The organism is Parabacteroides sp. AF39-10AC, from assembly GCF_003635405.1.
In the GTDB taxonomy this organism is placed as follows: Bacteria; Bacteroidota; Bacteroidia; order Bacteroidales; family Tannerellaceae; genus Parabacteroides; species Parabacteroides distasonis.
The window spans coordinates 99,463-115,728 of the sequence record NZ_QTLP01000004.1; the positions used below are offsets into that span (position 1 = coordinate 99,463).

Genomic DNA, 16,266 nt, shown 5'->3' on the forward strand with positions numbered 1-16,266 from the left:
TGCTGCAAAGTAATGGCAAATTTCAATACTGATTTATGGATGGCAAATATCACATAAAGAAACATCAGCAGGTCATAAGAATCATAAACTATATGCACTGATTATCAGTGCATATAATGACAAATTCCATTATTAGATTTTTTCGTTTATGCCTCTCGACATAAGGGAATCATCATCGAATCATAAGGTTGTGAAGATAAAAATGTATAGAAACAGAAAGCCACCCACATGAAAGATGCAGATGGCTTACAGAATAAGAAATCAATGTCGCTTTCTATACTTAGCGTAAATTATTTTTTAGAAATTTCTTAAGCGAGATTGTAGTTATACCCAATAGCTTAGACTTAAGTTGTAGCCCATTGTCTGATGTAAGCATAATTGGATTCTGTTCTTTATACTTTAATGCGACTGATAATATCATATTGTCAGGTGAACGTTTATCAAAGTCATCTGGCAATAAAGAAGTATCTGAGAACTCGTATAAAATCTCATGCTGTGACTCATTATTAAGATTACGTAAAGCCTTCTCCGCGTTTTGTCTTCGTTCTTCAGTTAATTTGATTTTCATCTTATCGAGCTCATCCGTCACCTTTGCAGACAAGATGATAGGATACTTTCTGTCAATCTTAGAAATAATATCGGGATAGTCCACAAAAACATTAGTATCAATGATATAATAGTTTTTCTTTGTTATACTTAATTCCTTCTTTTTCCGTTCAAATTGAGAAAGGTCAATTTTACCTACAACTCTCAACCCTATTGTGGAGGAGACCGTTGATACTGTTTTTTCTTCAGATATAGGTTGGACTATAGGGGCTGATGATTCTGACTCTTGCAAATTAGTTCTCCATACATTTGTTTTACCATCAAACTTATCACAATTATCTATAAACTGTAATACTGTAGGTGATACAGTGTGAAATTCGTTAAGAGGCATATCTGAAATAATGAGAGTCGTACTAAGCGAACGGCTTGTTGCTACATTAAAACGTCGATCTTCTAGTGCGAAACCCGGATTCCTTCCAGGAATGTATAGAATAGCATAATCAACAGTCATACCTTGGATTCTATCTATCGTTTCGATAGTTATATCCAGTTCAAGGTCAGACGTACAGAAACGTTTCTGCAGTTCCTTTACAGAATCTCTAAAAGGTGTTATGATAGCTAAAGAACGATCAGGGTAAAATTTTTCCAGCTTTTCAATCACATCTCGTATAATAGCATCTGCTTTATCTGAATAAACTCCATTGCGGACATCTAGTGTACAATGGTAAAGTACACCGCCATCTTGTGGAAATAAGACACTATTCGCTTTGGTAAAATCTAAATAGTCTTGCTTCACAGACACAAAACGATTTCCGTAAAAGCATTTTGTAAGGGAGGCTGATCGACTCGTGAGACGGAAAGTGGTTACTATACGATAAGATTTTATCGATGTCCCCAGCACCATAGACTTCAATCCTTCAACTTGTGTTGCCACATTCCACGAATTATATTGTGGATTGTTAAGTTTCACGATAGGTGGCAACTGCATAGGATCACCTACAATTAGGCAATCAATCCCCAACTGCTTAAACGCAACTATAGCCGTGAGAAAAGCCTGAGAAGCTTCTTCTATGACTACCAAATCGTATTGTGGCAAACCATACAGAGTCATCTTCTTTTCGCTAAAAACACTTGACAACTGATAGTTTGTCGCACAGAGCATTTCGCCACCAGGAACCTGCAAGTCGGCAGAGGCAGCTTTTACACCAGACACCTGTTTGCGTTCGTCAATAGAGAGATTTGTCTTGCTGACACGACCTTCCTTCACATACTTCTGCAAAGGCTTCTGCTTTATCAACTCGATAAGACCCTTGTTCGCCATGGTGGTGACGCAGACGGTTTTGCCAGCATCAAGATACGATGAAATCACAGAAGCGATGGTGTAACTCTTACCAGTTCCCGGAGGACCTTGTACGATACAACAATGTTCATTAGCGAGCGTGTCTATGATTGTGTCAGAAATGCCTGTTGGCTTCTGTTCATCAAATGCGAGTTCCTCGGGTGTCCATTCCTCATAATCTATAGTCGGTTCAAGGTTCAATTCATCGTTTGAAGAGAATGCATCCATATAGCTGGCAAGGTTGCGGAAATACTCTACAGGAGGAAATGGATTATGGACGATAAGTGAAAGACTTTTGCCATCAACCAACGCCTTTGACAAGATATCGTACAACTTAAAACTGAATCCAGAGCATGCAACATAGTCATAGTTGGAATCACCAGTATGAACATAGTACATTGGAGTCATGTCAGAACCAGAAGAATGAAAATCCTTATTGTCAACGAACTCATCCCAACGGCAGATCCACTCCGTAACGTGTTCACCTAATGCTTGCTTAGCACCTTTCTTAATTATGCACACGCCCTTCAGAACTTTCAAACGTGGAGCCATACGACGAGGGCATTTGAGGATAATCATGCCTGTCTCATGCTGAATGGAATCAACATAAGCAAGCGATAATTCACCTGTCTTAAATAAGTTCCGCATCTGCGAGCGATTGATCTTTTGTTGCTCGTCGATAGCCTCTTTCACTTGGTCAGCAAAGAATGACTTATAGTTTGCAAGTTTGATATTGTCAATCATAATCAATAGTCGTTATCGTTGTAATCATCGTTACCATCTTCCGCTTCTGCCATAGCACCAACATAGTGAGCGAATACGGCATCCATATTTGTACGAGCAGCCACACGAATCAAGGTGTATGCAGTACCTTTGGCATCTTCAAGTATGCCTGTATAAAGAGCCCTTACTACATCAACCTTCTCCTTGCCGGTAATCTTGATAACAACATCGTCTTTTTCTACGAGTTTCAGGAATTCCTCGGCGTTGTTAATGTAATGGAAGTTCTTGCCTTGTCCATCAAGATAAACGCAAATCTTCCACTTGTCATCAACCATCTTATTCCATACAGAAGGAGAAATATACATCACGCCACGAGCAGCACTACAAGCATGAATGTATCTGCCATCTTTAAGTTTGTGTACAGTTACATCACTCGCATTACGCACGAACTCTTCCATTGTTTCCTCAGGCTCTGCGTGCATCTCATTTCTGAGGTTCTGGTACAGACGCAACTGAGCAAGATAGTTGGTGTCGGCAATCTGCTCTGGCTTGATGTTACATTGAGCTAAGAGGTCTATTTCCTCCCTCGTTGGTGGTAATGATTCCAGTTCAAGAGGCGTTCCATGTGAGCGAAGGCGTTCTAATTCCTTTTTGGTGAAAATCTTCGGATGCTTACGTGTACGAGGTTTGTAAGGTCTGTCACCAACAGGTTGATAATTCTTGTCCTTATCAACAGATCCCATGTACCCATTACTGTCAGGATCATAATCCTTATGAGGCTTGTTTGATGAAGCGTGAGACGTGTTAGACATATGAGTATTAGAAGACGTTGTGCTGGCATTATCCGTTGTGTCAACATCTTCATCAACGTCAGCTTCTACATCGTCTGTTTCATCTGTGTCATCGTAGTCTTCAATATCCTCTTCATCAACCTGTTCATATGTGTCATACTGACCAAGGTCATTTTCTGGCTCTTCCTCTGCTGTAGATGACGTTGCTTGACCAACTAGTGATTCAGTTTGTTGCGACTGCTGTTGTGGACGAGAGTCAGAAGTTGACTGCTGCGATGCGGTTTGAATAGGTTCTTTTGGTGATGTCTCTGATTCTTCCCCAACTTCAAGTTCGTTAACAGGTCTTGACGTTACATCTTTATTTGGTGCACCAGGCTTGTCATCCTCGCGAATAGTTTTCGTATCGTCAACATGCTGATTTTCTGTTGATGTCTCTGTAGTTGCTTCAGTAGCAGAATCTGTTGGTTCATTCGTAGCATTGCTATAGTAATCGTTTTCTGTTTCGATAGGTTCTTCTTCCTCTGGCTCAACGTTGATGGTCAAATCCAACGATCTGAGATAAGCGCGGAACTTTTCATCGTATGCAAGTGAAGAGCAATACTTTTCGATGCACGCTTCTACAGAAACGCTATCATCAAGAACGTCTTCACATACATTATCATACACGTCAAAACCTACCAGTCGCTTCAATCTACTACAGAACTTTGTAAAGGTACGATTATGCTTCCATGAGCTTACATAATAAAGGTGGTTGTCATCGTTATAGATACGCTCCACATCATTATGTATAGTGTCATAACCGAGGTCTATTTTTTCACATACAACAAAATGATACTGCGACAGCTTTGTATTATAACGTTCGTAGAGTTCTTGGAATCGATCTGGGTTCTCGATAGCCGACAAGATAAGCAGACGAGGTCTGAGTATGGCAACCATATCAGCTGTTTCATCTTGTTTGCCTATAGGTGTTGCCACAAAATCAGAACTTGTCAGACATTTTATCTTCAGCATGTTGCAGACCTTGACAAACGAATCTGTATCATAAGGGAAAGCACTTGTCTGCATAACAAACTCATCGCCACGGAAGATATTCCTTTCCTGTGTCGCATCTGGATGGATAGCATAAAGTTCCGTAATATGCTTCTTCTGCCCCTTACCATTACGCCATTCTGCAGTTGGCGTTTTACGATAGTTGTCAACCAAAGTCTCATCTTGAATAGGCGAAGACAGCATCCAATTAATCACTATACTGCGGAAATTAGTTTCTTCCTCTCTTGGATGCGTAACACGAGCAAGGTAATAAAGGCAATCTTCAAAAGAGAGAGCTTTACAGAAGTTGATCTTCTCAAATAATTCACGAGCATCACGATTGTCAATAGAGTCAACAATAGCTTTGCAAGGAACCTTCTCTTGCCATTGAGGTACCTTGGCACGAACAGCATAACCAGCTATGTGAGGTGTATACAACAACTCCGGCTTTTGAACAGAATTCTCTGTTGGTATGCACACGCGGTTATTGAAACATCCATCTTCTACCCAGGATTCATATTCGACCAAGCGACGAGAGAAACATTTCGACCAGAAATAACAAGCAAATGTGCGGTTTGCGAGATACTTCAAGTCCTCTCGCGTCATATTCTGATGCACGTTCTCCGCCTTGAAATATTGTTTGATGATATCCTTGTTGCCTTCGAAGATGTAAGTGTCTGAAAGATACGACAATTCAGCCACACCATTTGCCTCAAAGTCGCACGTTGGAGAATATTCTGTTCCAAGTGTCAGCTCATGAGCAAGCTTGTATGTCGTTTCATTCGACTTGACCAGATACTTTATCTGCTTACGAAGTGTGTCATTTATGTCATACTCACTCTGTATCTTGACTACTTCACGTACAAACTGAATGTGAATGTCTGCAACGCTATTCTCATCGGCAGTAAACTTTGCAAGATAATCCTTAACCTTTGCGTCAATCCACATTTGCTTTGTGGTAATGAGATTGCGATTACCGTACTCTTCAGAGATAGCATGAAGCAAGTCCTTATTTGCCTTTAGAATATCGGGATGAACCTCGTTGGCAAGAGTGATGTACTTGAATGGCTCAGATACAGAATCCTCATCCATATTGACGATTATTACCTGATCTAGAGTCTTATAACCAGCATATTGAGTGCGAACTCTCAACTGCATAATTTGGTATTTCCTTTCTGCCCATTTATCCTTCAGGTCTTTAAGGTGCTTGGTCATCATCGCTACAACAGAATCCAAAGACTCTACTTCAATAGTTGAAAGCTTAGGCAAGATGTCTGAGAAAAGAATATCCTTGTTATCGGACTTAAGACCGAGTTTCCTGAACAATTTCATCCATTCTGACTTCTCGTTCTCATTGGCGGTTTCGATGTAAGACGAAGACACAAACTGCGCCTCCTTTACATACTTAGTTACCAGCGCCTCAATTTGTTCTTGCTGATAGGTGTCAGAAATGTAAAGTGATACACAATTGATAAGCGCGTTGTTATTGTCAAGTAACGGAATAGTCTTAAACTTATCAACAGATGCAATTTGCTTCTGGTTTACCTTTACCCATCGCCAGAAATCAACGTTATTGTTTATAACATTAACCGATTGACGCAAGTTTGCGTTCTGAGCAAGAATGTCAGTTGTGGTATTGATGTCAAACTTCACAATCTTGAACAGCTGACGCATATCCTGAGAGAAATCATCGGTATATTTCTGTGAGAGCACAACATACATCTTCGGACACCATGCTTTCTCGCACAGAATCTTTGCGTCCTCGTTGTATTCGATATACTGGATATTCAGTTCCCTTGCTCTTACTATGGTTCCGTCATAGGCAAGTAAAGGCATATCCTTGATGTCGTTGAAACTCATAGTATCATCAAAGAGTCTGTCTGCGTCACGCTTCAGGTACTCCAAGAATGTGAGCATAGTTGCCTCGTCAACAAGACCGGCATAGATAACCGCCTTATTCTTGATTACAACATCTGTGAAGAACGACTTGTCTGTGAAGGTCTTAACGCCAAACTGCTGACGCAAGAACGATTCCAGTTTCTTTACCTCTTCCTTCTCACGACCTTCAAAGTAATCATTCGATAGAGCATACATCATGCTATCCTGCAACCAAGCATGATTGATATTGTCAGCATAGGTGCTGTTCTGAGCATACGCATCCTGATTGAAGTATCGCACGTCATCGTTGCAAAGATATACCTCATTTTTGTGGATGTCAACACAACGCAAGACATAATCCTTGAAAACGTTTTCCTTCAACTGCGCTTCACAACCATACACATATTCAACAAATGCTTTGTTGGCGGCATAATTGTTTTCTATGGCAGCGTTTACTTTTGCTCGGAAATCGGCATCGCCAACTATGACAGTCGTGATGAAGGAGTCCTTGGTAAATTCGTTGAATCCAAGGTTAGTAAATATTGCAGTTATATTATCTTTCTCGTCATCAGCCAGGCTGTCAAAATAGATATGCGATAGTACGTTGATAAGATTCTCGCCCAACCATTTCTCACGTATTAAGCCATGAGCTTCTTCGTTGAAGAAGTAGTGATAATTGGTATAGTCGGTACTTGCACCACCATCCTCGGTAATGTACGGAACCTTTGTCTTGTTAGCCTTTAAATCAACTTCCTTTACTGCAAGATAACGATAGAATGCAACAGAATTGCTTGGTACGTTAAGCAACGCCATAGCATCCTCATTGGATAGAATGTAATCTGTAATCATAGACGCAGCAGAGAAAGACAGGAAATACTTGTCTGCAAATGATTTCCAATTTTCATCTTCCTCAAAATTTGCTCTTGATGCCTCGCAAAGATGCGGTACAAATCTACGCAAGAATCCTATTCCATTACAATTCGTGTCAAAATCATAGTAGAGACTTCCTGCTGTAAACAAATCGCCTTCGTATTCAATAAATATATTTTTCTTCGCAAACTCGTTTAGTTCATCCTCACTCAACCAATGTCTAATAAATCGTGTATTGTTTTCGGGAACTGTCAACCATGTCTGGAAATCAGTTTCCTCACATTTCTTTACAACAGCATCAACCTTTACATCAAGGCTCGAAGGAGAATGCTTGTACAAGAAATCCATGAATGCCTCCGATTGTCTTAACTCGTCAACTGGCAAGGAGTAGTCACCCAACTCCATAAGAATTATGAAGTCTTCGTCTGAAATGACTCCGTTCGCTGTCATGCCAGTCATGTCGTTAATAATATTGTCGATGCATTCAAAGGTTTGTTCACCATCCTTATCCACGCATGGAACAAAAGGCTCTTCTTTTATGAACTTTTCAAATTCTTCCTGGAACTCCTCTATAAACGTCTTATACACGCGTCTCTTCTTGCACTCATCAAAGTCTGGGATAAGTGCAAAGATAGAGTCAAGGTCGTATTTTTTGCTTTCAATAAGCTGCTTGATCCAATAAAAGAACTGTTTACCTGCAATACGAGCAATAACGTGATTGAGCTCGATATCCTCAATATCATCACGCTGTCCGTTGGGCACCATATCGGTATTCATTAGGAAATTGAAGCCCCAATCAGCCCGCTTTGCTGGCAGATAGCAATAAAGTATGGCATCATCAACTGGCGTCAACTTTCTTTCAGCTTTCTTGCACGCAAACTTTACCGCAGTCTTACGGAAGTTCATGTACTTCTCAGGTATTTTCTCATAACCATCCGAACGAAGAGAGTCTGGATTTTCCAAGACATCGTTTATCTTATCTGTAATATCCTCAGGAATATCATCTACAAGAGAATCTGATACACACCAGTCTTTATTGTCTTTCTCACGTACAATCGGTTCATCCTGACCATCAATAAAGATGCTAACCTTCTTGATGTTCGGGATAAACAATATGACGCGCTCTGATTCAAATACATCGGTAAACAAATCGATGTAGTTATCATCTCTGTCTTCATCGGTCAGAATTTCCTTATCTCGTGGTTGGAGAGCGAACTTTACTCTGAACTCTTCGTTAGGATGCTGACGGAATACAGACTTGATTTCATTATCGATCTCATTATGTTCCGTCCAGATTGGCAATATCTGCCACGGTGTATTGATTACATCCGTAGCAGACTTGTCGAACCTGAATGTGTAATTACCAGTATTGAGGAGAACATAGTCGTTGTCAAGGAAAACGGTCTTAAAACCAATACCTTTGTAGCCGATGGCTTCGGTATTGTCAGACTTCTCGCCATCATTTATATCACAAATAGCTGCAATATTCTTTGGATTGAAATATTCACCTGTATGCTCGAATGTTAAGTAGTTCTCGGTAATATGGAACTCTACATCAACAGGCAAAGGTTGAATCTTACCATCAATTTTTGTACGAAGAGGATAGTCGTTAGCATTCTGCAGCAACTCATAGATGAATACTTCCTTACCGCTTTGTGTAAGTTGCTTTTTGAGAGTATCAAGCGAACGAGCAATCTTCTTTGCAGCACCTGCAGGGTAACGCATAATGCCCTCGTAAAGACTGCTCACAATGTCTTTGGGGTAAATTGGTGTTATTTCCTCATGCAAGTCAATACCGAACTTGAGAGGATCGGTTTCAAGCAATACCCAAGTGAACTTGTAGTATGCATAGCGGTTGAACTCCTTGTTGCTTCTGAATGAGATAGACAGATTCTTTATACCACGTTCCTTATCTTCAATCTTTGTAAAATCAGTATTACGGATATCTGTTATCGTAAACCAACCTTCATTTCTTTGAGGCGCAAACTGACCAATAAACTGATTGTTCTCAAGACGCAATCTGCGTTTGATTTTAACGACCTCCTCGGAATCTACGTATTGGGTTGCTGCACGATTGTATTGTGGTCTTCTTTGCTCTTCGTGAGATTTTGGCTTAGCTTTTTCAATTACATACCTTATAGGTTTTTCTCCCGAGAAATCTGTCCAGAATGAAAACAATCCAGAATCTGTTAAAAATTCATAGAAATGATCGTACCCCAGATTCTTATAATTGATACCTACTTTTCCAACAGCACGTAAGAAATCATACTGGTTCACCCATCCATCACCCTTGTCAACCAGTTCAACCTTAGGCAAAGATTGATATATCTCACGTAATTTTTCTATTATTGATTTGCTGACCATATTCTATTAGATTTAGTTATTACAAGATCGTCATCATAATTTTCTGATTGTCTGTAGGTACGAGCAACTCCCGAATATCAACTTCAAGTATTCTTGCAGTTTCTACTAGAGTTTCAAGAGTGGGTTGAGTTGTGTTAGTACACCATTTGCTCACTGTAGCCTGATCTTTACCTATTTGGTCAGCAAGCCACTTGTTCGTTTTCTTCTTTTCTACGAGAACTACTTTGATACGATTAATGTTTTTATTTGTTGCCATATAATTACACTCTATTGTCTTATACCTTCAAAGATGCAAAATTATTTCGAAAAACAACAATATATTTTATTGTGACATAAAACTATTTACGTATTTACCTAATAATTTGATTTAGAATATAAAATTATAGTCAATAATACGGTAAATCAAGCTTAATCGTCTTGGTAGCCTCTTCCTTTTTAGCATCAACAACCTTTGCATACACTTGAGTTGTACGGACATTCGTATGACCAAGCATTTTGCTAACAGTATAAATGTCTGTTCCTCCGGCGAGTTGCAGGGTTGCATACGAGTGCCTAAAACAATGGTAGGTGATGTGCTTCGTTATTCCGGCTTCTGCAACCCATTTCTTTATCGGACGGTTAATCCATGACGGGTCTGGCAGTCCGCCAAAAACTAATTGTTCGCCGTCCTTCCTTTCACCACATAATTGAAATGCTTGTTCGGATATAGGCATATACTCAACGCCTTTGGTCTTTTGCTGAGTAAAGTTCAAACGGTAACCACCATTGAATACCTCTATCTCTGACCACTTCAACTTTTGAATGTCACAATGACGAAGCCCGGTAAGTGCAGAAAAGAGGGCGGCACGCTTCAACAACGGGTCGCATGGAGTTTGAGCCAAGCGGTTCAGTTCTTCAATGGTCAAGTATTCCCTACGGCTTTCTTGACCTTGAATACCCTTGATCTTTGCCCCAATATCAACCGTCAAATAGCCGTCAATGAAAGCCTGCTTCAATGCAGCCTTGAATATGGAGAAATAAGTGGATGCCGTATTTTGCGAGATAACACCTTTCTTGCCTCCTCCCTGTGGGGCGTTCAATAGGAACATACGGAATGATTCTATCAGCTTCAAGTCAATCTGTGAGAAAAGGATGGTATCTCCTTTCGCAAAGATTTTCAACAATTCATGTACACGCTTCCAGTTGATGATAATGGAATCGGAGCTATGGGCGTGGCGTAACCGTTGCACATGGTCGAAGTAGTCTATGAAGTTGCAACGTGAACGCTCTAGCTGCTCTGCCTGTTCTGCATCCGTTTCAGAATAAAGCGAAGCGTTATCGTATTCCTTTTGGCGCAGGCTCCTCACCTTGTCGGCATAGATACACGATTCTTGGTCTAATTGAGATTTGCATTGGATGATGCCGTTCAAGTCACGCTTTAGCTTATAAGTGGTCTTGCCGTCTTTGTCGGTTCGGGCATTCCGCGACTTATCCCATATGGGAGTGGTTATAGTACGGCTCAGATATTCACGCACTCTTTGGGGAGTGGGTTTGTCTGCTTGGAAAACCGGATAAGCTTCAACATACAGGTACCATTCCTCGCGGTATTCCGATTTGCGGAGTTTTACTGAAACTCGTGTATTGGCCAACGCTTTCTTCATTGCTTCATCCCTTTATATAGGTTATCAATTTCTTTCTTGGGCACATAAACGAAGTTACCTATCTGCCGGGTAGGGATAGAGTATTTACGGATATGTAGATAGACCGTACTGTCTTCTAAATGAAACTTCTTGGATATTTCGCCGATAGTATAACAGTCTTTAGGCTCCAAGCTATATAGTTTTGCAACGGGTTTGGGTTTTGTCAGAGCTTTCTTTCGTAGCGGATAGAGTTTCAGCAGTTCTTCTTTGCTGACACGGATTTGGTTAGTTCCAAGATTTATGTGCGAAATAGTCCCTTTATGTATCAGACGATACAGCGTATCTTTGCTGATGCCGAACATGGCATAAGCTTCCGACACCTTGATGTAATCTTGGTGCTTCGGGATGCTCTTTACAATTTCATCCAATCGCTGATTCCGCTTCTCTTCGTCTTTCCTGCGCTTATAGGCAATGTTGGAACAGCGTTTGGAGCAATACCACGATTCTATGGTCTTGGCGATGAACTCCTGACCACACACCTGGCATTTGCGCTTTATCTCGAACTTTGCTGCTGGCATAATGCTGATTTTTACTTGTTTGTATTCAATCCGTTTATATTTTGTCGCAGATTTCCGACTTTCTTATCGCGGCACAAATATGGTACAAATATACAATAAAAATCCGAGAAACAAGCAAATCCATCAGAAAGTGTTAAAAATAAAGTAGGGTGTAACTCATTGAGCTACACCCTACTTCTCTATCGTTAGTTATCGTTGTTTACCGATACTTACTTCACTTCCTCAAAGTCAACGTCCGTAACGTTACCGTCTTTGCTGTTGTTGCTGCTACCTGCGTTACCGCCAGCTTGTTGACCACCGAAGTTAGGATCTGCTTGCGGGCCGCCTTGAGCGCCGCCACCTTGAGCGTTGTACATTTCTTGGCTAGCTGCTTGGAATACGCTGTTCAATTCTGCCATAGCAGCATCGATACCTGCGATATCCTGAGCCTTATGAGCTTCTTTCAATTTGTTCAAGGCACCTTCGATCGGAGCTTTCTTGTCTGCCGGAAGCTTGTCGCCAAGATCTTTCAATTGTTTCTCGGTCTGGAAGATCATGCTATCCGCTTGATTCAATTTATCGATACGCTCTTTCTCTTTCTTATCGGCCTCTGCGTTTGCGGCAGCCTCTTCTTTCATACGCTTAACCTCATCATCGCTCAAACCGCTGGAAGCCTCGATACGGATACTTTGTACTTTACCGGTTCCTTTATCCTTGGCGGATACGTTCAAGATACCATTGGCGTCGATATCGAATGTAACCTCGATCTGAGGGACACCACGTTGTGCGGCAGGTATTCCATCTAGGTGGAAACGGCCGATAGACTTGTTGTCTTTAGCCAAAGAACGCTCACCTTGCAAGATGTGGATCTCAACAGAAGGCTGATTGTCTACGGCAGTCGTAAATGTCTCGGACTTCTTGGTCGGGATGGTCGTGTTAGACTCGATCAATTTAGTCATTACACCACCCATTGTCTCAATACCTAAAGACAGCGGAGTAACATCCAACAGCAATACGTCTTTAACCTCACCTGTCAATACACCACCTTGGATCGCTGCGCCTACGGCTACTACTTCATCCGGGTTAACGCCCTTAGACGGAGCTTTACCGAAGAATTTCTCAACGATAGCCTGTACAGCCGGGATACGAGTAGAACCACCTACCAAGATCACTTCGTCGATATCAGAAGTTGATAAACCTGCGTCTTTCAAGGATTGACGGCACGGTTCGATACATGCTTGGATCAGACCGTCAGCCAATTGTTCGAATTTAGCACGAGTCAAAGTCTTAACCAAGTGCTTTGGAATACCGTTTACCGGCATGATATACGGCAAGTTGATCTCCGTGCTAGTCGTACTTGACAACTCGATCTTCGCTTTCTCGGCAGCTTCTTTTAAACGTTGTAAAGCCATCGGGTCTTTACGTAAGTCTACGCCTTCCTCTCGTTCGAATTCTTCAGCCAACCAGTCGATGATTACGTGGTCGAAGTCATCACCACCTAGGTGAGTATCACCGTTTGTTGATTTTACCTCGAATACGCCGTCACCTAACTCAAGGATGGAGATATCGAATGTACCACCACCTAAGTCGAATACGGCGATCTTCATGTCTTTGTTCGTCTTATCCAAACCATAAGCTAAAGAAGCGGCAGTCGGTTCGTTTACGATACGGCGTACGGTTAAACCTGCGATCTCACCAGCCTCTTTCGTAGCCTGACGTTGAGCGTCACTAAAGTAAGCAGGTACTGTGATAACGGCTTCCGTTACTTCCTGTCCCAAATAATCCTCAGCTGTCTTTTTCATTTTCTGCAGGATCATCGCTGAGATTTCCTGCGGAGTATACAAACGTCCTTCGATATCTACACGAGGAGTGTTGTTATCACCACGCACTACTTTATAAGGAACGCGATTGATTTCCTTTTGTACTTGGTCATAAGTTTCACCCATGAAACGTTTGATAGAGAATATAGTCTTTTCAGGATTGGTGATAGCCTGACGTTTTGCGGGATCACCTACCTTACGCTCGCCGCCTTCTACGAAAGCTACGATTGAAGGTGTTGTTCTTTTACCTTCGCTGTTCGCGATAACAACCGGTTCGTTACCTTCCAATACGGCAACACAAGAGTTGGTTGTTCCTAAGTCGATTCCAATAATCTTTCCCATGATTGTAAATATTTTAATTGTTATTATTCATCGTCCGTCATCCTCCTTGTTTAAAGGATTCACATAGTATTCAACAAATGCCGTGCCAAAGAAGTTTGGGTTTGAAAATAAATAATACGTGTCATGAATCGTGACATTTTGACGGTTTGGCAGAATACAGAAAGCCCCGGAACCGCTTTAATAGGCCCGGGGCTTCTCTTGTTATTTGTTGATTATTTCCTTTTCTTCTTTCATGTCAAGCTCATTCTTGTCGGCATCAAAGAATTTGTATTCAAGAAAGGCGAGACTTTGATTGGGAATAACTTTTAAACCATGTGTGTACTTCATTTTCCACTTCATGCTCAAGGGGAACAACCCCTTGTTCACATACGCTGCGACATACGGATGTACATGCAGGGTGAATTTCTTCACGTGATGTTTGTTTACTAAGCAATCTATTTTTTCTTCCAGGCTGTCGGTAAACAGGATGGAAGGCTTAACCGTTCCTGTTCCGAAACAGGATGGGCAGTCTTCTGACGTATCCACGTCCATTGCCGGACGTACCCGCTGACGGGTAATCTGCATCAAGCCAAACTTACTAAGAGGAAGGATGTTGTGTTTAGCCCGGTCATTTGCCATTGCCTTTGTCATGTGTTCAAATAGCTTTTGCCGGTTGGCAGCCTCTGCCATATCGATAAAGTCTATAACGATGATACCTCCCATGTCTCGTAAGCGGAGCTGACGGGCGATCTCATCGGCGGCGGCTATATTTACGTCGATAGCTGTCTTCTCTTGAGCATCGCTGCCTTTGGAACGGTTCCCGCTGTTCACGTCGATAACGTGCATAGCTTCCGTGTGCTCGATAATCAAGTAAGCTCCACTCTTGTAAGTGACAGTTCGTCCGAATAGCGACTTGATTTGCTTGGTGACCGCAAAGTTGTCAAAGATAGGAAGCTCTCCCGTATATAACTGTACGATTTCTTCCCGTCCCGGTGCGATCAAGCTTACATAGTCGCGGACATTATTGTAGACCTCCTTGTCATTTACATAAATATTTTGGAAAGAGGGGTTGAATATATCCCGAAGTAAAGCTACGGTACGTGCCGTTTCTTCATAAACGATAGCCGGAGCTTTGAGTTTAGGCACCTTCACGATATTATCTTCCCATCGTTTCACCAATGTCTTTAGTTCATGATCAAGCTCTGCGACACGTTTGCCCTCCGAGGATGTCCGTACGATAACACTGAAATTCTTCGGTTTGATACTTTGGATTAACTGGCGCAAACGAGCCCGTTCCTCGCTTGATTTAATTTTGGTGGAGACAGATACTTTATCGGCGAACGGTATCAGCACGATATATCTTCCGGCAAAAGAAAGCTCGGAAGTCAATCGGGGACCTTTCGTCGAGATAGGCTCTTTAGCAATTTGAACCAACACCTCTTGTCCTACTTTCAGCACGTCGCTAATACTCCCGTTCTTTTCGATCTCCGGTAGAATCTGAGTTTTCGACAGTACCGGCGCCTTTTTGGGATCGCTCAGCAATTGCTTTAAATATTTCTGTTGGGTGTTGAAGTTAGGACCTAAGTCCAAATAGTGAAGAAACGCATCCTTTTTGTAACCGACATCAATGAACGCAGCGTTTAAGCCCGGCATCAGTTTCTTAACCTTACCTAGATAGATATCACCAACGGCGAACGAGACGTTGCGGGCCTCCTTTTGGAGCTCCACAAGGCTCTTGTCCTCCAAGACGGCGATAGATACCTCTTTGGGCTGTACATCAACTACTAATTCACTAATCACTTAAGATGTGTTTTTAAGATCAGACCTTATAAAATACGCAAAGAACAAACTTAAAAGGTCACTTATTAAGTTTGTTCTTTAGAGTTCGTTAGATAGACTTATTTCTTCTTATGTCTATTCTTCTTCAGTCTCTTTTTGCGCTTGTGCGTAGACATTTTATGTCTTTTTCTTTTCTTTCCGCTAGGCATCGCTTTAAAATTTTAAATTAAACGTATAATAATTAATTACTTAACTTCACCAATAAAAGTCTTAGCCGGCTTGAATGACGGAATGTTGTGTTCCGGGATGATGATCGTAGTATTTTTTGAAATATTACGAGCTGTCTTTTGAGCTCTCTTCTTAATAACGAAACTTCCGAAACCTCTCAAGTAAACGTTTTCGCCTTGGGCTAAAGAACTTTTTACGATATCCATGAAGGACTCAACGCTTGCTAGCACTGTCTGTTTGTCGATACCAGTGCTTTTTGAAATCTCGCTAACAATATCTGCTTTAGTCATGTCTATAAATTAATTAATTGATTTTGACCTATTAATTTTTTGGAATGCAAATATATAGCTTTTTATTTAAGTGGAAAAAGAATTGAGCTTCAATTTTTAAATAAAAAGATTC

General features: G+C 41.3%; 8 protein-coding genes. All 8 read right to left on the bottom strand.

The window, feature by feature from the left end; genetic code table 11:
- Nucleotides 1–280: 280 nt before the first annotated feature.
- Nucleotides 281–2,629 carry a PIN domain-containing protein gene (locus DW033_RS04985; RefSeq protein WP_122382510.1) on the bottom strand — a complete coding sequence of 783 codons (2,349 nt, stop codon included), beginning with the start codon at nt 2,627–2,629 and terminating at the stop codon, nt 281–283.
- A 2-nt stretch (nt 2,630–2,631) separates the two neighbouring features.
- Nucleotides 2,632–9,540 carry a sacsin N-terminal ATP-binding-like domain-containing protein gene (locus DW033_RS04990; RefSeq protein ID WP_005936670.1) on the bottom strand — a complete coding sequence of 2,303 codons (6,909 nt, stop codon included), beginning with the start codon at nt 9,538–9,540 and terminating at the stop codon, nt 2,632–2,634.
- A gap of 19 nt (nt 9,541–9,559) precedes the next feature.
- Nucleotides 9,560–9,796: a helix-turn-helix transcriptional regulator gene (locus DW033_RS04995; RefSeq protein WP_005936672.1), complete on the bottom strand. Its 237-nt coding sequence runs from the start codon at nt 9,794–9,796 to the stop codon at nt 9,560–9,562.
- Between the two features lie 130 nt (nt 9,797–9,926).
- On the bottom strand, nt 9,927–11,180 hold the full coding sequence (locus tag DW033_RS05000; RefSeq protein ID WP_005936674.1) for a site-specific integrase: 1,254 nt from the start codon (nt 11,178–11,180) through the stop codon (nt 9,927–9,929).
- Nucleotides 11,177–11,737: a helix-turn-helix domain-containing protein gene (locus DW033_RS05005; protein WP_005936676.1), complete on the bottom strand. Its 561-nt coding sequence runs from the start codon at nt 11,735–11,737 to the stop codon at nt 11,177–11,179. Before DW033_RS05005 ends, DW033_RS05000 begins: the two co-directional genes overlap by 4 nt.
- Nucleotides 11,738–11,946: 209 nt before the next feature.
- Nucleotides 11,947–13,878, bottom strand: coding sequence for a molecular chaperone DnaK (dnaK, locus tag DW033_RS05015; RefSeq protein WP_005864708.1), 1,932 nt, complete (start codon nt 13,876–13,878; stop codon nt 11,947–11,949).
- Between the two features lie 201 nt (nt 13,879–14,079).
- Complete coding sequence (locus DW033_RS05020; RefSeq protein ID WP_005864710.1) at nt 14,080–15,657, bottom strand: Rne/Rng family ribonuclease; 1,578 nt, start codon at nt 15,655–15,657, stop codon at nt 14,080–14,082.
- 224 nt (nt 15,658–15,881) lie between these two features.
- Nucleotides 15,882–16,154 carry an HU family DNA-binding protein gene (locus DW033_RS05025; RefSeq protein WP_005854607.1) on the bottom strand — a complete coding sequence of 91 codons (273 nt, stop codon included), beginning with the start codon at nt 16,152–16,154 and terminating at the stop codon, nt 15,882–15,884.
- Nucleotides 16,155–16,266 lie beyond the last annotated feature (112 nt).